At 60.6% G+C, this 21,460-nt stretch carries 20 protein-coding genes; 13 read left to right on the top strand and 7 right to left on the bottom strand.

Annotated elements, in window-relative coordinates; genetic code table 11:
* Positions 1-425 precede the first annotated feature (425 nt).
* A complete protein-coding gene (gene aspA / locus QRN33_RS07515; protein WP_016772472.1) occupies positions 426-1,850 on the bottom strand; it encodes an aspartate ammonia-lyase in 1,425 nt (474 codons plus the stop codon).
* A gap of 180 nt (positions 1,851-2,030) precedes the next feature.
* Between aspA and QRN33_RS07520 the strand changes: the two genes are divergently transcribed.
* The 5 genes from QRN33_RS07520 to QRN33_RS07540 all read left to right on the top strand — a co-directional run bounded on the left by QRN33_RS07520 (position 2,031) and on the right by QRN33_RS07540 (position 5,841).
* Positions 2,031-2,939, top strand: a complete 909-nt coding sequence (locus QRN33_RS07520) for a LysR substrate-binding domain-containing protein (RefSeq protein ID WP_123417696.1) — start codon at positions 2,031-2,033, stop codon at positions 2,937-2,939.
* Positions 2,940-3,268: 329 nt separating this feature from the next.
* Positions 3,269-3,760 (top strand): 5-(carboxyamino)imidazole ribonucleotide mutase, encoded by a 492-nt coding sequence (gene purE / locus QRN33_RS07525; protein ID WP_007920220.1) that lies wholly within the window; start codon positions 3,269-3,271, stop codon positions 3,758-3,760.
* Between the two features lie 10 nt (positions 3,761-3,770).
* Positions 3,771-4,853, top strand: coding sequence for a 5-(carboxyamino)imidazole ribonucleotide synthase (locus QRN33_RS07530; protein WP_042608067.1), 1,083 nt, complete (start codon positions 3,771-3,773; stop codon positions 4,851-4,853).
* Positions 4,854-4,965: 112 nt separating this feature from the next.
* The gene (locus QRN33_RS07535) at positions 4,966-5,211 is read left to right on the top strand and encodes a GlsB/YeaQ/YmgE family stress response membrane protein (protein WP_016772475.1); all 246 of its coding nucleotides are present in this window, start codon (positions 4,966-4,968) and stop codon (positions 5,209-5,211) included.
* Between the two features lie 93 nt (positions 5,212-5,304).
* Complete coding sequence (locus QRN33_RS07540; RefSeq protein ID WP_042608068.1) at positions 5,305-5,841, top strand: DUF3299 domain-containing protein; 537 nt, start codon at positions 5,305-5,307, stop codon at positions 5,839-5,841.
* 85 nt (positions 5,842-5,926) lie between these two features.
* Here the strand turns inward: QRN33_RS07540 and QRN33_RS07545 are convergent, their stop codons facing one another.
* The gene (locus QRN33_RS07545) at positions 5,927-6,826 is read right to left on the bottom strand and encodes a D-hexose-6-phosphate mutarotase (protein WP_285407830.1); all 900 of its coding nucleotides are present in this window, start codon (positions 6,824-6,826) and stop codon (positions 5,927-5,929) included.
* Positions 6,827-6,883: 57 nt separating this feature from the next.
* A complete protein-coding gene (locus tag QRN33_RS07550; protein WP_003229628.1) occupies positions 6,884-7,288 on the bottom strand; it encodes an acyl-CoA thioesterase in 405 nt (134 codons plus the stop codon).
* 377 nt (positions 7,289-7,665) lie between these two features.
* Between QRN33_RS07550 and QRN33_RS07555 the strand changes: the two genes are divergently transcribed.
* Positions 7,666-8,964 (top strand): MFS transporter, encoded by a 1,299-nt coding sequence (locus tag QRN33_RS07555; RefSeq protein WP_064365146.1) that lies wholly within the window; start codon positions 7,666-7,668, stop codon positions 8,962-8,964.
* 11 nt (positions 8,965-8,975) lie between these two features.
* On the opposite strand, the gene QRN33_RS26685 is transcribed toward QRN33_RS07555, so the two are convergent.
* Genes QRN33_RS26685 through QRN33_RS07565 form a run of 3 tightly spaced genes read right to left on the bottom strand, consistent with a single transcriptional unit; the run spans position 8,976 to position 10,527 of the window.
* Positions 8,976-9,230, bottom strand: coding sequence for a PIN domain-containing protein (locus QRN33_RS26685; RefSeq protein WP_502944972.1), 255 nt, complete (start codon positions 9,228-9,230; stop codon positions 8,976-8,978).
* On the bottom strand, positions 9,185-9,472 hold the full coding sequence (locus tag QRN33_RS07560) for a PIN domain-containing protein (RefSeq protein WP_285407833.1): 288 nt from the start codon (positions 9,470-9,472) through the stop codon (positions 9,185-9,187). The genes QRN33_RS26685 and QRN33_RS07560 overlap by 46 nt, the downstream gene beginning before the upstream one ends.
* Positions 9,469-10,527, bottom strand: coding sequence for a helix-turn-helix domain-containing protein (locus tag QRN33_RS07565; protein ID WP_285407835.1), 1,059 nt, complete (start codon positions 10,525-10,527; stop codon positions 9,469-9,471). The genes QRN33_RS07560 and QRN33_RS07565 overlap by 4 nt, the downstream gene beginning before the upstream one ends.
* A 187-nt stretch (positions 10,528-10,714) precedes the next feature.
* On the opposite strand from QRN33_RS07565, the gene QRN33_RS07570 reads away from it, so the two are divergent.
* From QRN33_RS07570 to QRN33_RS07600, 7 genes are all read left to right on the top strand, one after another.
* Positions 10,715-11,713 (top strand): phosphate ABC transporter substrate-binding protein PstS, encoded by a 999-nt coding sequence (locus QRN33_RS07570; protein ID WP_042608073.1) that lies wholly within the window; start codon positions 10,715-10,717, stop codon positions 11,711-11,713.
* A 505-nt stretch (positions 11,714-12,218) separates the two neighbouring features.
* Complete coding sequence (locus QRN33_RS07575; RefSeq protein WP_285408135.1) at positions 12,219-14,252, top strand: ABC transporter permease family protein; 2,034 nt, start codon at positions 12,219-12,221, stop codon at positions 14,250-14,252.
* Positions 14,253-14,268: 16 nt separating this feature from the next.
* On the top strand, positions 14,269-15,939 hold the full coding sequence (gene pstA / locus QRN33_RS07580; protein WP_285407838.1) for a phosphate ABC transporter permease PstA: 1,671 nt from the start codon (positions 14,269-14,271) through the stop codon (positions 15,937-15,939).
* A gap of 131 nt (positions 15,940-16,070) precedes the next feature.
* On the top strand, positions 16,071-16,904 hold the full coding sequence (pstB, locus tag QRN33_RS07585; protein WP_016772482.1) for a phosphate ABC transporter ATP-binding protein PstB: 834 nt from the start codon (positions 16,071-16,073) through the stop codon (positions 16,902-16,904).
* A gap of 122 nt (positions 16,905-17,026) precedes the next feature.
* Positions 17,027-17,788: a phosphate signaling complex protein PhoU gene (gene phoU / locus QRN33_RS07590; protein WP_016772483.1), complete on the top strand. Its 762-nt coding sequence runs from the start codon at positions 17,027-17,029 to the stop codon at positions 17,786-17,788.
* Positions 17,789-17,975: 187 nt separating this feature from the next.
* Positions 17,976-18,929 carry a response regulator gene (locus QRN33_RS07595; RefSeq protein WP_042608076.1) on the top strand — a complete coding sequence of 318 codons (954 nt, stop codon included), beginning with the start codon at positions 17,976-17,978 and terminating at the stop codon, positions 18,927-18,929.
* A gap of 186 nt (positions 18,930-19,115) precedes the next feature.
* Positions 19,116-20,012: a peptidoglycan DD-metalloendopeptidase family protein gene (locus QRN33_RS07600; RefSeq protein WP_123417701.1), complete on the top strand. Its 897-nt coding sequence runs from the start codon at positions 19,116-19,118 to the stop codon at positions 20,010-20,012.
* A gap of 107 nt (positions 20,013-20,119) precedes the next feature.
* Here QRN33_RS07600 and QRN33_RS07605 read toward each other — a convergent pair whose 3' ends face one another.
* Positions 20,120-21,460, bottom strand: coding sequence for a hemolysin family protein (locus QRN33_RS07605; protein WP_042608078.1), 1,341 nt, complete (start codon positions 21,458-21,460; stop codon positions 20,120-20,122).

Raw genomic sequence — 21,460 nt, forward strand, 5'->3', positions numbered from 1 at the left:
CGGCACGACGGGTGAGGCGAAGGTTTCGTCCCGGATCCATATCGCGGGTTTTGTTATTAGTTCGGGTTTCGCATGGGTAATGGCCTCGTTACCGACGACCGCTCACGCGAAGAGGGGCGGCACTATACCGATCAGTGGCGCGCCCGTCTGCACGGTAGTGGTGCAAGCGACGAAACGAAGCGTTGAAACACCCGGCGTTACCGGCGCCGGGCTTTTGTAGGAGTGAGCCTGCTCGCGATGCAGGCGCTGAGGTTCTAATGGCACACCGCGTCATCGTTCATCGCGAGCAGGCTCACTCCCACAGAAGACGTTTGTCCTTAAAACAGTTAAAAAAAAGGGCTCGGGGACAAAATCCCCAAGCCCTCAAAAGGTGAGAGGTGTCTAGTCCCTCGACCTGGTGAGCGGTGCTGCAAGTTTGCGTCGGCTCAGGCTTTGAGCGGAACCAGACGCGGAGCGATCATGTTTTCCGGGCGCAGGATGTCGGCGAGCATCGCTTCGTCGAGCAGACCTTCTTCGCGCACCAGTTCCAGCACGCCACGGCCGCTTTCAAGGGCGATACGGGCGATGCGGGTGGCGTTCTTGTAGCCGATGTACGGGTTCAGTGCGGTGACCAGACCGATCGAGTGCTCGACCAGTTCACGGCAGCGCGCTTCGTTGGCGGTGATGCCGACGATGCAGTGCTCGCGCAGCATGTCCATGGCGCGTTGCAGCAGGCGGATCGAGTCGAGGATCTTGAAGGCGATCAGCGGCTCCATCACGTTCAGCTGCAACTGGCCGCCTTCGGCCGCCATGGTCAGCGCCAGATCGTTACCGATGACCTGGAACGCCACCTGGTTCACGGCCTCCGGGATCACCGGGTTGACCTTGCCGGGCATGATCGAGCTGCCTGGCTGACGCGCCGGCAGGTTGATTTCATTGATGCCGGTGCGTGGGCCGCTGGACAACAGGCGCAGGTCGTTGCAGATCTTCGACAGCTTGACCGCAGTGCGCTTGAGCATGCCGGAGAACAGCACGAACGCGCCCATGTCGGAGGTTGCTTCGATCAGGTCGGCGGCCGGTACCAGCGGTTGACCGCTGATCAGTGCCAGACGCTGTACCGCCAGTGCCTGGTAGCGCGGGTCGGCGTTGATGCCGGTGCCGATCGCGGTGCCGCCCAGGTTTACCTCGGTCAGCAGTTCCGGGGCCAGCGTCTTCAGACGGGCGAGGTCTTCGCCCATGGTGGTGGCGAACGCGCGGAATTCCTGGCCGAGGGTCATCGGCACGGCGTCTTGCAGCTGGGTACGGCCCATTTTCAGGACGTGATCGAACTCTTTGCCCTTGGCCGCGAAGGCCTGGATCAGGCTGTCGAGACTGGCCAGCAGCGCGTCGTGACCGAGCAGCAGACCCAGACGGATCGCCGTCGGGTAGGCGTCGTTGGTTGACTGCGCCATGTTCACGTCATCGTTCGGATGCAGGTACTGGTATTCGCCTTTCTCGTGGCCCATCGCTTCCAGAGCAATGTTGGCGATCACTTCGTTGGCGTTCATGTTGGTGGACGTGCCGGCGCCACCCTGAATCATGTCGACCACGAACTCTTCGTGGTAATCGCCGCGGATCAATCGGGCACAGGCTTCGCTGATGGCAGCGTGCTTGGCTTCGCTCAGGTGACCCAGCTCGCGGTTGGCGTCAGCGGCGGCCTGTTTGACCATCGCCAGGCCCACAACCAGTTTCGGGTAATGCGAAATCGGAACTCCCGAGAGGCGGAAGTTGTTCACCGCTCGCAGGGTCTGGATGCCGTAATACGCATGGGCCGGTACTTCGAGGGCGCCAAGCAGGTCGGTTTCTGTGCGGAAAGATGCAGCGGAGGACATGATAGAAATCATCTCGATAAGGACCCGGTCTGTGCCGGAACGCTGCGAATGCTAGGCTTGTGGGGATTTTTGGGCCAATGCTGTTCAGCACTGCCCTATGCACATTCGGCATAATGCCCATGTGACGCCGTCTGTGCGGCAGACGTGTGACCTGTTTTGGTGCGTGTCCGGGAGGACGTGATGAATCTGGAAAGCAAATGGCTCGAGGACTTCAGTGCCTTGGCCGCTACCCGCAGCTTCTCGCAGGCGGCCGAACGGCGCTTCGTGACCCAGCCGGCGTTCAGTCGGCGGATTCGCAGCCTCGAAGCCGCATTGGGGCTGACCCTGGTCAATCGTTCGCGCACGCCGGTCGAACTGACGGCGGCGGGGCAGTTGTTTCTGGTGACCGCGCGCACCGTGGTCGAACAGCTCGGTGAAGTGCTGCGCCACCTGCATCATCTGGAAGGCGGGCAGGGCGAGGTGATGCAAGTCGCAGCGGCGCACTCGCTGGCCCTGGGCTTTTTTCCGCGCTGGATCGCCCAGTTGCGCAACGAAGGGCTGAACATTGCCACGCGGCTGGTGGCGACCAACGTTGGCGACGCCGTGCATGCACTGCGCGAAGGCGGCTGCGATCTGATGCTGGCGTTCTACGACCCGGATTCGGCGATGCAGATGGACCCGGAAATCTTCCCCTCGCTGCACCTGGGCCAGACCGAGATGCTGCCGGTGTGCGCGGCGGATCTGGATGGCAAGCCATTGTTCGATCTGGAAGGTGAGGCGAGCGTGCCGTTGCTGGCTTACAGCGCCGGGGCGTTTCTCGGCCGTTCGGTCAACGGCCTGCTACGCCAGCGCCAGCTGCGCTTCACCACGATCTACGAAACCGCCATGGCCGACAGCCTGAAGAGCATGGCGCTGGAAGGCCTGGGTATCGCCTGGGTGCCGCAACTGAGCGTACGCGCCGAACTGGCGCGCGGCGAACTGGTGGTCTGTGGCGGCCCGCAATGGCATGTGCCGCTGGAGATCCGCCTGTACCGCTGCGCCCTGGTGCGCAAGGCCAACGTGCGGTTGCTGTGGCGCAAGCTTGAAGGCGGCGCTGCACAAAACTCTTGAACACACCCGCAGCCCTGTGGGAGCGAGCCTGCTCGCGAAAGCGTCTGCACATTCAACGATGATGTGACTGACACACCGCCATCGCGAGCAGGCTCACTCCTACAGGGATTTGTGGTGTTGCGGCGCTGACCTTCAAGTCAATAAAACCGGGCATTTGCGGCAGATGACAGATGGTCGTTTCGGGGGCTGTTTATTGCTTTCTTTGCGGTATACTGCGCGGCCTTCGGCCGGCACGTCCGGCCATTTTTCGCACAATCAAGCCACGCAACCTGCGTGGCTTGTTGTTTTATGACGCGCCTGCGGGCGCTCCAGAGAGAAGAGGCGCGACGATGAGTGCACTGGTTGGCGTGATCATGGGCTCCAAGTCCGATTGGTCCACCCTTAGCCACACCGCCGATATGCTGGAAAAGCTCGGCATCCCGTACGAGGTCAAGGTGGTCTCCGCCCACCGCACCCCGGATCTGCTGTTCCAGTACGCCGAAGAGGCTGAAAGCCGCGGCATCGAGGTGATCATCGCCGGTGCCGGTGGCGCAGCCCACTTGCCAGGCATGTGTGCGGCCAAGACCCACCTGCCGGTGCTGGGCGTCCCGGTGCAGTCGGCCATGCTCTCGGGCGTCGATTCGCTGCTGTCGATCGTGCAGATGCCCGCGGGCATTCCGGTCGCCACCCTGGCCATCGGCAAGGCCGGCGCGATCAACGCCGCGCTGCTCTCGGCGAGCATCCTCGGCGCCAAGCACCCGCAGTTCCACGCGGTACTGAAAACCTTCCGTGCCGAGCAGACAGACAGCGTCCTGGACAATCCAGACCCACGTATTGCCTGAGGTTGTTGAGATGAAGATCGGTGTAATCGGTGGCGGCCAGTTGGGTCGCATGTTGGCCCTGGCGGGCACTCCGCTGGGGATGAACTTCGCTTTTCTCGACCCTGCGCCGGACGCTTGTGCGGCCGCACTGGGCGAACACCTGCGGGCCGATTACGGCGATCAGGATCATCTGCGCCAACTGGCCGATGAAGTCGATCTGGTGACCTTCGAATTCGAAAGCGTCCCGGCCGAAACCGTGGCGTTTCTCTCGCAATTCGTGCCGGTCTACCCGAGCGCCGAAGCGCTGCGCATCGCCCGTGATCGCTGGTTCGAAAAAAGCATGTTCAAGGACCTCGGCATTCCGACCCCGGCCTTCGCCGACATCCAGTCGCAAGCCGATCTGGAAGCCGCCGTCGCTTCCATCGGTCTGCCGGCCGTGCTGAAAACCCGCACCCTGGGTTACGACGGCAAGGGCCAGAAAGTCCTGCGCAAGCCGGAAGACGTTGCGGGTACTTTCGCCGAACTGGGCAGCGTTGCCTGCCTGCTGGAAGGATTCGTGCCGTTCACCGGCGAAGTGTCGCTGATCGCCGTGCGTGCCCGCGATGGTGAAACGAAGTTCTATCCACTGGTGCACAACACCCACGACAGCGGCATCCTCAAGCTGTCGGTCGCCAGCACCGATCACCCGTTGCAGGCGCTGGCGGAAGATTATTCCAGCCGTGTGCTCAAGCACCTCGACTACGTCGGCGTGATGGCTTTCGAGTTCTTTGAAGTCGACGGTGGCCTGAAAGCCAACGAAATCGCCCCGCGCGTGCACAACTCCGGGCACTGGACCACCGAAGGCGCCGAGTGCAGCCAGTTCGAAAACCACCTGCGCGCCGTGGCCGGCCTGCCACTGGGTTCGACCGCCAAGGTCGGCGAGAGCGCGATGCTCAACTTCATCGGCGTGGTACCGCCGGTTGAGAAAGTCATCGCCATCGAAGACTGCCATCTGCATCACTACGGCAAGGCCTTCAAGGCCGGACGCAAGGTCGGCCACGCCAACCTGCGTTGCGCCGACATGGCCACGCTGCAAGCGCAGATCATCAAGGTCGAAGCGCTGATCGCCGAGTAAAAACGGTTTCATGTGGCAGCGGCGGAACCATTCAAGGGCCGCCGTTCTCTCATGGCAGGATGCCAAAGTCTGTCTAGGCTTTCGCATATCTACCAAATCAGAGGGAAATGCCATGGGAATTATCGGAACCATCTTTATCGGCTTGATCGTCGGCCTGCTGGCTCGGTTCCTGAAACCGGGCGATGACAGCATGGGCTGGATCATGACCATCCTGCTCGGTATCGGCGGTTCGCTGGCAGCCACCTACGGCGGCCAGGCTCTGGGCATCTATCAGGCGGGCGAGGGCGCGGGTTTCCTCGGCGCACTGGTCGGCGCTGTCGTGTTGCTGGTGATCTACGGTCTGATCAAAAAGAACTGATCGAAAGCGACAAAGCACTCTCGGCCTTCGCGGCCGGGAGGGCTAGAATGCGCGGCGACTCACCGTTCATACCCTTGCCTGCCGAGCACCTTCATGCGCCGTCTTCTGTTGACTCTCCTTTTGCTGGGCAGCTATCTCGCCCACGCCGGCGAACTGCCGGAAACCGACTGGCTGGAACTGATGCCCAAGTCGGACCAGAAGGCCCTCGAGGCCATGCCTGAAATCGACCACAACTCCCCCGAGGCCACTGGCACCTTCACCGAGAAGGGTGGGATGAAGCAGGCCAAAGGTCTGCCGGCGGTGATGTATTCGACGAAAACCGTGGCGTCGATGAACGACAAGCACATCCGCCTCGGTGGTTACCCGGTGCCGCTGGAATCCGATGCCAAGGGCCGCAGCACGTTGTTCTTCCTCGTGCCGTATCCGGGCGCCTGCATCCATGTGCCGCCACCGCCGCCGAATCAACTGGTACTGGTGCGTTATCCGAAAGGCTTGAAGCTGGACGACATCTATACACCGCTCTGGGTGACCGGCACGCTGAAAATCGAAAAGGTCAGTAATGACCTGGCGGATGCGGCCTATGCGCTGGAAGCGGATAAGGTGCGGGTGGTGGAGGAGGCTGACCTTTAAAGCAAAAGATCGCAGCCTTCGGCAGCTCCTACATGGGATTGATGTACGCCCTGTAGGAGCTGCCGAAGGCTGCGATCTTTTGATCTTAAAGTGGTTTGCTGGCGACGCTGACGCCCATGGTGTGGCTCGCACCCGGCGCGAGGCTCACGATGTCGTCCATCACATTCGCCGTCTCGATGCACAGCATGCGCTGCCAGCCGTCGTTGTCCATGTCGGGCAATGCGGCGGCGCGGTCGATCCACGGGTTCCAGATCACCGCAGTCCGCGAGCCTGTAGCCGTCAGCACGACGCGTCGTTCCCAGGTCGGATCAACGATGCTCAGCTGTGGCGGAGCGTCAAGGTAGATGCGGTCGGTTTCGCCACTGAAATGCAGATCGCCGCTCTGGCTGGCCGTGTTCCAGTCATCCAGGGTCTCGATGTAATTCAGCCCGGCCACGCCGTCGACATGCACAGTGCGCACGTCACTCACGGCGAAATACGTGTGCAGCGCCTGACTCAATGTGACGGAGTCAGTACCACGGTTATGGCTGGTCAGACTGTAGTGCAATTGATCCGCCAGATGCAGGGTCAGGGTCAGATCCACCTCGTGCGGCCAGCCCGGCAGGCCTCCTTCCGGGTAGGGCAGCTTGAACTCGACCTTGATGCCGTCAGCCTCTGATTCGATGTTGCCCAACTCCCAGTCCATCGCCCGCACCAGACCGTGCGCGGGGGCCGGTTGCTCGCCGGTATACATCGCCTGCACGCTGTGCGGGTTGCGTTCGAACTTGCCGAACCACGGCCAGCACACCGGCACACCGGCGCGGATGCTCTTGCCGGTCTTGAACTCGGCCTTGTCGTTGAGCCAGATGATCGGCGGCTGGCCGTCGATCTGATAACTGAGGATGTGCGCGCCTTGCTGGGCCACCAGCACTTCGGCCTTGCCGTGGCGGATGCGCCAGCAGTTCAGTTCATCCTGTTTGACGGCTTCAACGTTGGGCGTGTTCATGGGCAACTCTCGATCAGACACTGGGGACGACTATCGACCGCAAAACGGCCGCGAGGTTTAACGCGCGCGTGGCGGCACCGAGCGGGTGCGACCGCTGCCGTCGATGGCAACGAAGACGAAAACCGCCTCGGTAACCTTGCGCCATTCGCTGGACAGTGGGTCATCGCTCCACACTTCGACCATCATCTGGATCGAGCTGCGGCCGATTTCCAGGGTCTGGGTATAAAAGGACAACTGCGCGCCCACGGCGACCGGCACGAGAAACGCCATGCGGTCGATGGCGACGGTGGCGACGCGGCCACCGGCAACACGGCTGGCCATGGCGGTGCCGGCCAGATCCATTTGCGCGACCAGCCAGCCGCCGAAAATATCTCCAAAGCCATTGGTTTCGCGCGGAAGTGCGGTGATTTGCAGGGCCAGGTCGCCCTGTGGGATCGGATCTTCTTGTTCGAGCTCTATCATGCCGAGGGGCCTCTGACCCGTGACTCTTCGTGGGTATTGCGGGTGGTAGCCGTCTTCAAGAAAAACGATTCAACACCGAACACACTGCGTTCGTCACGTTTTCCATCAGGCGCCTAAAGGGAAACTCTGCGAAAAAGGCTAAATCCCGAGCAAAGGACGGGCCAACAACGTTTTCGCACAGTAACCTCTTACAAATCCTGCGCAGGTGGCGAGTATATCGGTCGATAGACTCCGCGACGACCACCCGGTTCTGATTTCGACCGTCAATTACGCACCTCTATGTGCTTTTTCGAACAATTTGCTATGGTGCCGAACCTGTCCAAGCCACCGCCAGCGTTGTTGTGGCGACAGATTCGACTATAAGAGAAGCCCTTGCCATGACCACAGCGCCTTCGAGCCTCGCGCAGCCCGAGCAACCCGCACGACCGTTGACCCGCAATGACTACAAGACTCTGTCGCTGTCCGCCCTTGGCGGGGCGCTGGAGTTTTACGATTTCATCATCTTCGTTTTCTTCGCCACCGTGGTCGGCAAGCTGTTCTTCCCGGCCGACATGCCCGAGTGGCTGCGCTTGATGCAGACCTTCGGCATCTTTGCGGCCGGCTATCTGGCGCGGCCGCTGGGCGGCATCGTCATGGCGCACTTCGGCGACCTGCTGGGGCGCAAGAAAATGTTCACCCTGAGCATTTTCATGATGGCCGTACCGACGCTGATCATGGGCCTGCTGCCGACCTACGCGCAGATCGGCATCTGGGCGCCGATCCTGTTGCTGCTGATGCGGGTGATCCAGGGCGCCGCGATTGGCGGTGAGGTGCCGGGGGCGTGGGTCTTCGTTTCCGAACACGTACCGCAAAAGCACATCGGCTACGCCTGCGGCACCCTCACCAGCGGTCTGACTGCCGGCATCCTCCTTGGCTCGCTGGTCGCCACGGCGATCAACAGCATTTATACGCCCGTTGAAGTGTCGGATTACGCCTGGCGGATTCCGTTCCTGCTTGGCGGCGTGTTCGGCCTGTTCTCGGTGTATCTGCGCCGCTGGCTGCACGAAACCCCGGTATTCGCCGAACTGCAACTGCGCAAGGCACTGGCCGAAGAAGTGCCGTTGCGCGCGGTACTGCGTGACCACCGCGGCGCCATCGCCATCTCGATGCTGCTGACCTGGTTGCTGTCGGCAGGCGTCGTCGTGGTGATTCTGATGACCCCGACCGTGCTGCAAACGGTCTACCACTTCTCGCCAACCACCGCGCTGCAAGCCAACAGCCTGGCGATCGTCTTCCTCAGCCTCGGCTGCATCGGCGCCGGCGCACTGGCTGATCGCTTCGGCGCCGGTCGCGTATTCGTGTTCGGTTGCCTGGGCCTGCTGATCAGCTCCTGGACCTTCTACCACAGCCTCGCCGACCACCCGAACTGGCTGTTCCCGCTGTACGCATTGACCGGTCTGCTGGTCGGCACGATTGGCGCGGTGCCGTACGTGATGGTCAAGGCGTTCCCTCCGGTGGTGCGATTCAGCGGGTTGTCGTTTTCGTACAACGTCGCTTACGCAATTTTCGGTGGCTTGACGCCGATGGTGGTGAGCCTGCTGTTGAAGGAAAGCGCGATGGGGCCGGCTTACTACGTAGCGGTGTTGTGCGGGATGGGGATGGTGGTGGGAGCGTGGCTGTGGAAGAAGGGTCGCTGACTGGCGCTTCCCTACGGCTGTGGCTCTCGCCAGCGCGAGAGCCTTGCTTCACACTCGCCAACCGGTAGTCGAGCGCCATGCTCAAGCATGTGAGCCAAGGAATTCGCAGCATGGAGACGGTCGATCACTTGATGTGCAACCATCAAATCCAGTAACCACAGCGCACCGTGTACCTGTAATCCATCTCGTTGTGCCTGACGCCGCAACTTGCCGTCTCCGGTCAAGAGCGGCCGGCCTGTTTCCTGAGCGAGCAAGTAGCAGGACACGTCAGCCAGTGAGCTGTTGTTGTGCTCGTTTTCAATCCGAAAAGTCTGATCACCCCCGATTCGTCGAACGACTCAACGTTCAATCCTCGCTCAAGCAGTTCTTCATGAGGGAAGTCTGCGAGCTCCTGCATTACAAAGTCAGTGCAACAAAGGGTGAACGGCAGTTGAAACATCTGCTCCAGCAATCCGGCATTTCTGAAGTCAATCCATATATTCGTATCGCTGATGTAGATCAGACTCATGCATTCTCCAGTGAACCCAGGAAATTAGGGTCCAGTGCGCTCACTGGTTTGCGCAGAAGTTCAGCGGCTCTGGATTTACTGATCAATCCTTCGGCCAGAGCCCAGAATGCCAGCGACTCGAACCTTTGTGGTGGTTTGCATGGCAACGGCTCAGGTTCCGATTTGCGCCAGCCATTGGCACTGAATTGGATAGTCAGCGATTTGTAGCCGTTCTCGCTGAGAACCCTCAGATCTTTGAGTCGTCTCAGCGCCGCGTGCATGGAGATGCCGTATTGGCGCTTGGCAATCAGTAACTCACGTGGGTGAACTCTGGATCGAGGATGGCTACCGAAATCACTGGTGACGCCTTTTGCCGGATAAAGGAAGGCGCCGGCGAATCGATGGCAGCAATTTTCCTTGTCCTTCTCGGGCATATTTTCCGGTAATGCCATTACCCAGTGACCGAGCTCGTGAGCGGCAGTAAACCTGATTCTTTCGCCAGGGCGGTCCGCATTCAATGCAATCAGCACGTGCTCGCCGTTGCCAGTGGCAGCACAGGCGCCGTCGAAATCATCCGGGCCATGGAGCATCGCAACCTTGATACTGTGCTCTTCCAGTTGCTCGGTCAGGTTGGCAATCGGGTCGCTACCGATGCCCCAGAACTGGCGAAGCTCTTCAGCCGCCTGCTCGGCTTCATCGAGGCAGGAAACCTGGATCATTTGTGAGGGGGTTGCCGGGGTATAGATATCAGCGGGATTGAAACATTCCTCTAGCGCTATGTAGCGCTCGAGGTGTTCACGAATGTTCTCTTCCACCTGTGCCTGACGATATTTATGCATCCTTGCCAGTTTGCGAAACTCCAGCGGCGCGAGCGCAATCGCATCCGCACGGAAGAAATACTCCGGGCTGACATTAAGAGCTTTGGCCAGTTGCAGCAGGCGAGTCGAGTTCGGAGTGCTCAACCCTTTTTCATATTTGCTCAGGGCTTGTTTGGTTATGTCGCCGAGCTGATCGGCCAAAGCCTCAAGAGTGAGGCCTTTTTGCAGGCGTGCGCGGCGAATACGGTCGTTTATCATGGGTTCCTCTCGTGGTTGACAAGACTATCTTTTGCTAGTGATTTGTCAACTTCGGAAAGGTTTCTTCTGTTCTGCGGCGAGTGATGCTGGCCTTTCATCCAATTGTCATATTTCAGCCATAGAGTGTTCACATGGCCTGCCGATACTTGGCCCCGACTTAACACACCCTATCTGCTAGGAGTAAGGCATGAAACTGAAGCGTTTGATGGCGGCAATGACTTTTGTCGCTGCTGGCGTTGCGACTGCCAACGCGTTCGCCGCTGTTGACCCTGCTATCCCGAGCTACACCAAGACCACTGGTGTGTCGGGCAACCTGTCCAGCGTCGGTTCCGATACCCTGGCCAACCTCATGACCCTCTGGGCCGAGAACTACAAAAAAGAATACCCGAACGTCAACATCCAGATTCAGGCAGCAGGCTCGGCCACTGCACCACCTGCGCTGACCGAAGGCACCTCTAACCTGGGCCCGATGAGCCGCAAGATGAAGGACACCGAACTGGCGGCCTTCGAGCAGAAGTATGGCTACAAGCCCACCGCTATCCCGGTTGCCGTGGACGCCCTGGCGGTGTTCGTGCACAAGGACAACCCGATCCAGCACCTGACCATGGAACAGGTTGATGCGATCTTCTCGTCGACCCGCCTGTGCGGCGCCAAGGCCGACGTGAAAACCTGGGGCGATCTTGGCGTGACCGGCGACCTGGCCAACAAGCCAGTGCAATTGTTCGGCCGCAACTCGGTATCCGGCACCTACGGCTACTTCAAGGAAGAAGCCCTGTGCAAAGGCGACTACAAGCCTAACGTCAACGAGCAACCAGGTTCGGCGTCGGTAGTGCAGTCGATCAGCTCCTCGCTCAACGGCATCGGTTACTCGGGCATCGGTTACAAGACCGCCAGCGTGAAAACCGTACCTCTGGCCAAGAAAGGCAGCTCCGAGTTCATCGAAGACACCGAAGAAAACGCCCTGAACGGCAAGTATCCGCTGTCGCGCTTCCTCTACGTTTACGTCAACAAGGCCCCGAACAAGCCTCTGGCCCCGCTGGAAGCCGAGTTCGTGAAGCTGGTGCTGTCGAAACAGGGCCAGGAAGTGGTAGTGAAAGACGGCTACATCCCGCTGCCAGCCAAGGTTGCTGCCAAAGCTCTGGCTGACCTGGGTCTGCAGGAAGGCGGCGCGGTCGCCAAGAAATAACACTTTGGATCCGGGGGCAAAACCCGGACCTGCTGAAACCCTGTAGGAACTGACGAGGGAACCGAGGCTGCGATCTTTTGATCTGGCCTCTGATCGCAAGATCAAAAGATCGCAGCCTCGGTTCCCTCGACAGCTCCTGCACAGGTTTCACGACATCGAATTTTCGATCCTCCTCCAGCATCCCGCTGGCGGCGGATTTGCTGCGTCACTGCACTGTCATCTTTCTGTCATACAGGATCGCTAGGGTGTGCGCATGAATGATCTGGCCAATTCCCCAATGACTACGTCTTCCCCTCCCAAGCGCATTGATTTCAATACGCCTGAGCTGCAACGCAAGCGTCGCATTCGCGCGCTCAAGGATCGCTTCACCCGCTGGTACGTCCTTGTTGGCGGCCTGGCGGTGCTCGCGGCAATCACCCTGATTTTCTTTTTCCTCGCGTATGTCGTTGCGCCCTTGTTCCAGGGTGCCGACCTGACCGCGAAAGACTCGATCACCCCGGCCTGGATGCAGGACGCCGGCAAGCCGCTGATGATCTCGCTCGAGGAGCAGAATCAGGTGGCCATGCGCGTCTCCGACAAGGGCCAGGCGCTGTTTTTCGATATCGACAGTGGCGCTGAACTCAAGCGCGTCGACCTGCCATTGCCGGCGGGCGCAACGGTGACTTCGATTGGCGAAGATCAGCCGGGCCATCCGCTGGTGGCCGTAGGCCTGTCCAACGGCCAGGCGCTGGTGTTCCGTCACACCTATAAAGTCAGCTACCCGGATGGCAAGAAAACCATCAGCCCGGCCATCGAATACCCGTACGGTGAGGCGCCGATCGCGCTGAATGAAAGCGGCGGCGCGCTGGAGCATGTCAGCCTCAACGCCACCGACTCGACGCTGATGCTGGTCGGCTCCACCGGTTCGCAACTCAACGTGCTCTCGCTGACCAGCGAAGAAAACATGATGACCGGCGAAGTCACCAACGAGCAGAAGCGTATCGATCTGCCGCAGATGACCGAGCCGGTGAAAAACATCTTCGTCGACCCGCGTCAGCAATGGCTGTACGTGGTCAACGGACGTGCCCAGGCCGACGTGTTCAGCCTGCGCGACAAGAGCCTCAACGGCCGCTACAAACTGCTGGAAAATGCCGACGCCGAAGTCACTGCGACCGGGCAACTGGTCGGCGGCATCTCGCTGATCGTCGGTGATTCCAAGGGCGGTCTGGCCCAGTGGTTCATGGCCCGCGACACCGATGGCGAGCTGCGCCTGAAGCAGATCCGCACTTTCCAGATGGGCACCACACCGATCGTTGAAATCGCTGCCGAAGAACGCCGCAAAGGCTTCCTCGCCCTCGATGCCAGCGGCAAGCTCGGCGTGTTCCACAGCACCGCGCACCGCACTTTGCTGGTTGATCAGGTAGTTGAAGGCCAGGGCCTGTTCGGTCTGTCGCCACGCGCCAACCGGGTGATCGTCGAAGCCGGCGGCAAGCTGCAACCGCTGCTGCTCGACAACCCGCACCCGGAAGTCTCGTGGAGCGCGTTGTGGAGCAAGGTCTGGTACGAGAACTACGACGAGCCTAAATACGTCTGGCAATCGACGGCGGCCAACACCGATTTCGAACCGAAACTGAGCCTGTCGCCGCTGACCTTCGGCACCCTGAAAGCCGCGTTCTACGCGATGTTGCTGGCGGCGCCACTGGCCGTCGCTGCGGCGATCTACACCGCGTACTTCATGGCCCCGGGCATGCGCCGCAAGGTCAAACCGGTGATCGAGCTGATGGAAGCGATGCCGACGGTGATCCTCGGTTTCTTCGCCGGCCTGTTCCTGGCGCCGTATGTCGAAGGTCATCTGCCGGGGATTTTCAGCCTGTTGATGCTGCTGCCGATCGGCATCCTCGTCGCCGGTTTCACCTTCAGCCGCCTGCCCGAGTCGATCCGCCTGAAAGTCCCGGATGGCTGGGAAAGTGCGCTGCTGATTCCGGTGATCCTGTTTGTGGGCTGGCTGTCGCTGTACATGAGTCCGTTCATGGAGAACTGGTTATTCGGTGGCGACATGCGCATGTGGATTTCCCACGACCTGGGCATCACCTACGACCAGCGCAACGCTCTGGTGGTCGGTCTGGCCATGGGTTTTGCGGTGATCCCGAACATCTACTCGATCGCCGAAGACGCCGTGTTCAGCGTGCCGCGCGGCCTGACCCTGGGTTCTCTGGCCCTCGGCGCCACGCCATGGCAGACCATGACCCGCGTGGTGATCCTGACCGCCAGTCCGGGCATTTTCTCGGCGCTGATGATCGGCATGGGCCGTGCGGTCGGCGAGACCATGATCGTGCTGATGGCCACCGGCAACACCCCGGTCATGGAGATGAACCTGTTCGAAGGCCTGCGCACCCTGGCCGCCAACGTCGCGGTGGAAATGCCCGAGTCGGAAGTCGGCGGCAGCCACTACCGCGTGCTGTTCCTCTCGGCATTGGTGCTGCTGATGTTCACCTTCGTCATGAACACCCTGGCAGAACTGATTCGTCAGCGTCTGCGCAAGAAATACTCGTCGCTTTAAGCAAAGGTAGAAGTCTGTGAAACAGAACTCCCTGAAAGGATGGTTCAAGAGCGGCGCCCCCGGCGTCTGGATCAGCGGTGGCGCGGTGTCCATCGCGGTCATCATGACCATTGGCCTGTTGGCGGTGATTGCCGTGCGCGGTCTCGGTCACTTCTGGCCGGCGGATCTGATCCACGCGCATTACGACGTACCGGGCCAGGCCAATCACCTGGTGATCGGCGAAGTGGTGCAAAAAGAAGAAGTGCCGCGTGCCCGTCTGAAGAGTGCCGGCCTGCCGGTGCCGGACGAAGGCCCGGAATTCATGACCCGCGAGCTGATCAAGGTCGGCAACCGTGACCTGAACGGCAACGACTTCACCTGGATCGTCGGCGAGTGGCTGTCCAACCAGACCACGCCGCCCGAGCTGATGGCGATCGAGCGTCGTGAGTGGGGCAACTTCTACGGCTACCTGGTCAACGTCAAACAGGACGGCAAGGTCATCGCCGAGGGCGAGGCCGCATGGCCTGAACTGCAAGCGCGCATCGACCGCGTGAACGGCCTCGCTGCACAACTGAAATCGCTGGAAAAAGTCGACATCGGCGCGATCAACGCCGGCCTCGAACGCATCCGCCTGCACGGCCGCAAGCTGGAGCTTGAAGGCAAACTCGACGCCACCGCACAAGCGGACATGGAATCCGAGCGCGCCGAGTTGAACGCGCGCTATCAGGACATCGAGGCGCGTCTGGCCGATCTGCATGCGCAGTTCAACCGCGACGCGTTGACCGCTCGCGATGCCAACGGCAAAGAGATTGAAATCGGTCTGGGCAAAGTGGTTCACGCCTACCAGCCGAACGCGATGAGCACGTTGACCAAGGTCGGTTTCTACTTCAGCAAAATCTGGGAATTCCTCTCCGATGATCCCCGTGAAGCCAACACCGAAGGCGGGATTTTCCCGGCGATCTTTGGCACCGTGATGATGACCCTGATCATGGCGATGATCGTCACCCCGTTCGGCGTGCTGGCGGCGGTGTACCTGCGTGAATACGCCAAGCAGAACACCCTGACTCGCGTCATTCGTATCGCGGTGAACAACCTCGCCGGCGTACCGGCGATCGTCTACGGCGTGTTCGGCCTGGGCTTCTTCGTCTACGTGCTGGGTGGTTCGGTCGACCGCTTGTTCTTCCCTGAAGCATTGCCGGCACCGACCTTCGGCACGCCGGGCCTGCTCTGGGCCTCGCTGACTCTGGCCTTGCTCGCAGTGCCGGTGGTGATCGTGGCGACCGAAGAAGGTCTGGCGCGTATCCCGCGTACCGTGCGTGAAGGTTCGTTGGCCCTCGGCGCGACCAAAGCGGAAACGCTGTGGAAAATCGTTATCCCGATGGCCAGCCCGGCAATGATGACCGGCATGATCCTCGCCGTGGCGCGCGCCGCCGGTGAAGTGGCGCCGCTGATGCTGGTGGGTGTGGTGAAACTGGCGCCGTCGCTGCCGGTGGACGGCAACTACCCGTACCTGCACCTGGACCAGAAGATCATGCACCTGGGCTTCCACATCTATGACGTCGGCTTCCAGAGCCCGAACGTCGAAGCCGCCCGCCCGCTGGTCTACGCCACCGCGCTGCTGCTGGTGCTGGTGATCGCGACGTTGAACCTTTCGGCGGTGTATATCCGCAACCACCTGCGCGAAAAATACAAAGCACTGGACAGCTGATTTCTCATGTAGGAGTGAGCCTGCTCGCGATGGCAACACCGCGCTTTGATAGACAAACCGCAGCGCCTGGATCGCGAGCAGGCTCACTCCTACAAAAAACGAACCGAATTTGTTAGCACAGGGAGCCTCCCATGCAGCACGAAACACACAGCCACGGCATCAACATGTCTGCCCTGGGCCGCGACAAGCAGAGCCTGGACCTGGCGCAGGAAACCGTTGCCATCGAAGTGCCGGGCCTGAGCCTGTACTACGGCGAGAAACAGGCGCTGTTCGACGTCAGCATGAACATTCCGAAGCAGCGTGTGACCGCGTTCATCGGCCCGTCCGGCTGCGGTAAGTCGACGCTGCTGCGTACCTTCAACCGGATGAACGATCTGGTCGACGGCTGCCGCGTCGAGGGCGCGATCAACCTGTACGGCAACAACATCTATCGCAAGGGCGAAGACGTTGCCGAGTTGCGTCGTCGTGTCGGCATGGTGTTCCAGAAGCCCAATCCGTTCCCGAAGACCATCTACGAAAACGTGGTCTACGGCTTGCGCATTCAAGGCATCAACAAGAAGCGCATTCTCGACGAAGCGGTCGAGTGGGCGTTGAAAGGCGCGGCGCTGTGGGATGAAGTCAAGGACCGCCTGCACGACTCGGCCCTTGGCCTTTCCGGTGGTCAGCAACAGCGTCTGGTCATCGCCCGCACCATCGCGGTCGAGCCGGAGGTGTTGCTGCTCGACGAACCGTGCTCGGCCCTCGACCCGATCTCGACGCTGAAGGTCGAAGAGCTGATCTACGAGCTCAAGTCCAAGTTCACCATCGTCATCGTTACCCACAACATGCAACAGGCCGCGCGGGTATCCGACTACACGGCATTCATGTACATGGGCAAACTGGTGGAATTCGGCGATACCGATACCCTGTTCACCAACCCGGCGAAGAAGCAGACCGAAGACTACATCACGGGGCGGTACGGCTGATTGAAGCAGCCGCGAGCTTCAAGCTACGAGCGGCAAGTCAAAGCGGTTCAGCGTAACGACAAATTTCAGCTTGCAGCTTGTAGCTTGCAGCTCTTGGTTAAACGCTTTTTCGGAGCGAATGCATGATTTCCAAAGAAGGCCTCACTCATCATATTTCCGCGCAGTTCAACGCTGAACTGGAGGAAGTGCGCAGCCACCTCCTTGCCATGGGCGGGCTGGTCGAGAAGCAGGTCAACGATGCGGTCACGGCGCTGATCGAAGCCGACTCCGGTCTGGCTCAGCAGGTCCGTGAGATCGACGATCAGATCAACCAGATGGAACGCAACATCGACGAAGAATGCCTGCGCATTCTCGCCCGTCGTCAGCCGGCGGCGTCCGACCTGCGTTTGATCATCAGCATTTCCAAGTCGGTGATCGACCTTGAGCGTATCGGCGACGAAGCCACCAAGATCGCCCGCCGTGCCATCCAGTTGTGCGAAGAAGGCGAAGCGCCGCGCGGTTACGTCGAGGTTCGTCACATCGGCGACCAAGTGCGCAACATGGTTCGCGATGCGCTCGACGCTTTCGCGCGTTTCGACGCTGATCTGGCCTTGTCGGTGGCGCAGTACGACAAGATCATCGACCGCGAATACAAGACCGCTCTGCGTGAGCTGGCCACCTACATGATGGAAGACCCGCGCTCTATCTCGCGGGTGCTGAGCATTATCTGGGTCCTGCGTTCGCTGGAGCGCATCGGCGATCATGCGCGCAACATCTCGGAACTGGTGATCTACCTGGTGCGCGGCACCGACGTGCGCCATATGGGCCTCAAGCGCATGAAGGAAGAAGTTGAAGGCACAAGTGCTGAAACCGCTAATGTTCCGGGCGAAGCTGACGATAAGTAAGATTGCCTGAGAAAAGCGCCCGGCCCTCTGGCCGGGCGTTTTTGTTTCTGCTTTTCAAAGGCGGAGGCGAATTAAAGCGAATTAAAAAGCAGCACCCGCGAACGAAAAGTCCCGGCGTGACTGAAGAGTTTTGGCAATGTGCCATCAGCCAGCGTTATGCTTGCCGGGATTTTAATAGGGGTGTTGGATGAGCAAGATCAGTGTGTTGGTCGTGGACGACGCTTCGTTCATTCGTGACCTGGTGAAAAAGTGCCTGCGTAATTACTTCCCGGGGATTCGCACCGAGGACGCCATCAACGGCAAAAAGGCCCAGGCCATGCTGGCCCGAGAAGCCTTCGACCTGGTGCTGTGCGACTGGGAAATGCCGGAAATGTCCGGCCTCGAACTGCTGACCTGGTGCCGCGAGCAGGACAACCTCAAGACCATGCCGTTCATCATGGTCACCAGCCGTGGCGACAAGGAAAACGTCGTGCAGGCGATTCAGGCCGGCGTATCCGGTTACGTCAGCAAGCCGTTCACCAACGAGCAATTGCTGACCAAGGTCAAGCAGGCGCTGAACAAGGTCGGCAAGCTCGACACCTTGATGAACAGCGCACCGACGAAGATGAATTCAGCGTTCGGCAACGATTCCCTGAGCGCACTGACCGGTGGCAAGCCTGCCGTGGTCGGCGGCGCCCCGGCCGCCGCTGCAGCCAACCCGTTTGCCAAGCCTGTCGCCGCTCCGGCAGCCGCCGCTGCACCATCGCGTGGTTTGCTCAACAGCCCGCCGGTGCAGGCAGCTGGCGCCTCGAAAGCGCCGGTGGGTGGTCGCGGTCAGGGCCAGCTACGCCTGCCGAGCGGCACCCAGCAATGCGTGATCAAGGCCTTGAGCATCAAGGAAGCGCTGCTGGTAGTGAAGCGCACCGAAACCCTGCCGCAGATCCTCGACAGCGCCGTGCTCGATCTGGAGCAGGGCGACAACGCCGAGATCGCTCGCCTCAATGGTTACCTGCACGCCATCGTCGCCCACGAGCAGAAAGCCGACAGCGACTGGCTGCAACTGACTTTCCGCTTCGTCGACCAGGACGCACAGAAGCTCGACTACATCTCGCGCCTGATCGCCCGTGGCACGGCGCAGAAGCATTTCGTACCCGGCGCGTAACTGCAGCGGCCCAAAAGATCGCAGCCTTCGGCAGCTCCTACAGGGGATCGCATTCTCATGTAGGAGCTGCCGAAGGCTGCGATCTTTTGCTTTGTGTGCTGGCCAATTTGAAACATCTGTCGACTAGCCTGGTCTGTCTCAGCTGCTAGGCTGATTCCCAGGCCTTCCTTCGACAGACTCTTGCCCATGCTCGCGCGCCTGCTGTTTTTCTGCGGTCTCTGCCTGGCCTCCCAGCTGGCGATGGCCATGACCATCTACAAATCCACCGACGCCAACGGCGTGGTCTCGTACAGTGACCGCCCGAGCAAAGGCGCGAAAGTGTTCGTTTTTCAGGATCGCATGGTCGAACGCCTTGATCGCCAGGTGTACCTGGACATCAAGAAGCAGAAGGGCGTTGATGTGGTGTTTGCGCGCAACGATCTGTACGCGCCGGTCGAGGTTGCGCTGGCCTTCATCGGCACGAGCAATGTGCGTGGCGCGCCCGCGCAGGCGATCCGTCGCGTACTGCCGCCGCGCAGCAACACGCGGCTGGCGCTGCTGACAGCGATCAGCCGTGACCAGCCGCTGGTGTATTCGCCGCAGTTCCAGTATTCGCTGGGCGACCCCGCAGGCACCGCGCAGAGCTATCGCTATCCGCTGCCCTGGCGTGGCGGACCGTTCCGCCTCAGCCAAGGCGCCAACGGGCAGTACAGCCACTATGGGCCGAAGAATCGCTACGCCATGGACATCGCCATGCCGGTGGGCACACCGATCATTGCCGCGCGAGCGGGGGTGGTGGTCAAGACCGAGAATGCCCAGAGCGGGCGCGGCACCGATGCCTCCGGCAATTTCGTCCGGGTGCTGCACGATGACGGCACCATGGGCGTGTATCTGCATCTGAAACAGGGTTCGGTGAGCGTGCGCGAAGGGCAGCGGGTCAAGGTCGGCAGCCCGCTGGCCCTGTCGGGCAATACCGGCAACAGCAGCGGCCCGCACTTGCACTTCGTGGTGCAGCGCAATACCGGCGAAGGGCTGGTGTCGATTCCGTATCAGTTCAACCAGCCGCTGGGGGCGTTGCCCAACTTTGCGCTGGGCAAGCAATAGAGCAAAAGATCGCAGCCTGCGGCAGCTCTTACATGGGAATGCGATCCCTGTAGGAGCTGCCGAAGGCTGCGATCTTTTGGCAGGCAACGCGGTTTCCCGCATTGCACTCAATCCAGCATCAACACCTTGGCCAAAACAATCTTCGGTCCTTTCATCTTCTTGATGATGATCCGCAGGCCTTCGACTTCCAGCACTTCTTCCTCTTCCGGCACCCGTTTCAGGGTTTCGTAGACCAGCCCGGCGAGGGTTTCCGCTTCGATGTGATCCAGATCGATGCCGAGCAGGCGCTCGACCTTGAACAACGGCGTATCACCACGTACCAGCAGCTTGCCCGGTTGATAGGCGAGAATGCCGCGTTCAGCCTTGCGGTGTTCGTCCTGAATGTCGCCGACCAGCACTTCCAGCACGTCTTCCATGGTCAGGTAGCCGATGATGTTGCCGTCAGCCTCCTCGACCACGGCAAAGTGCGAGCCGCCCTTGCGGAACTGCTCCAGCAACTGCGACAGCGGCATGTGCCGCGACACGCGCTCCAGTGGGCGGGTCAGCTCAGCCAGGTTGAACGACTCGGGAATGTGGTCCAGCGCCGCCAGTTCCAGCAGCAGATCCTTGATGTGCAGCAGACCGACGAACTCCTGGCGCTCGCTGTCGTACACCGGGTAACGGCTGAACTTGTGGCGACGGAACATCGCCAGGATTTCCTTCAGCGGCGCGTTGAATTCGAGGGTGATCAGGTCTTCGCGGGAGTTGGCCCAGTCGACCACTTCCAGTTCGCCCATTTCCACGGCCGAAGCCAATACGCGCATGCCCTGATCGCTTGGGTCCTGACCACGGCTGGAGTGCAGGATCAGTTTCAGTTCTTCGCGGCTGTAATGGTGTTCATGGTGCGGGCCGGGTTCGCCTTGCCCTGCGATACGCAGAATCGCGTTGGCGCTGGCGTTGAGCAGGTAGATTGCCGGGTACATGGCCCAGTAGAACAGGTACAGCGGCACCGCCGTCCACAGCGACAAAAGCTCGGGCTTGCGGATCGCCCACGACTTTGGCGCCAGCTCACCGACCACGATGTGCAGGTACGAAATGATAAAGAACGCGGTGAAGAACGACACGCCTTTGACGACCTCGGGCGAGTCGACGCCGATGGCGCTCAGCAGCGGCTCGAGAATGTGCGCGAACGCCGGCTCACCGACCCAGCCCAGGCCGAGGGAGGCGAGGGTGATGCCGAGCTGGCACGCCGACAGGTAGGCATCGAGCTGACTGTGCACGGTGCGCAGGATGTGTCCGCGCCAGCCGTTCTGTTCAGCGATGGCCTCGACCCGGGTCGAGCGCAGTTTGACCATGGCGAATTCCGCCGCAACGAAAAAGCCGTTGAGCAAAACCAGGATCAGAGCAAAAAGGATCATGCCGAAGTCGGCAAAAATGGTAGCGAGGGACAAGCCAGGGGAAGGGTCCAT

It is taken from the genome of Pseudomonas sp. FR229a, from assembly GCF_030209115.1.
Lineage (GTDB): Bacteria > Pseudomonadota > Gammaproteobacteria > Pseudomonadales > Pseudomonadaceae > Aquipseudomonas > Aquipseudomonas moraviensis_A.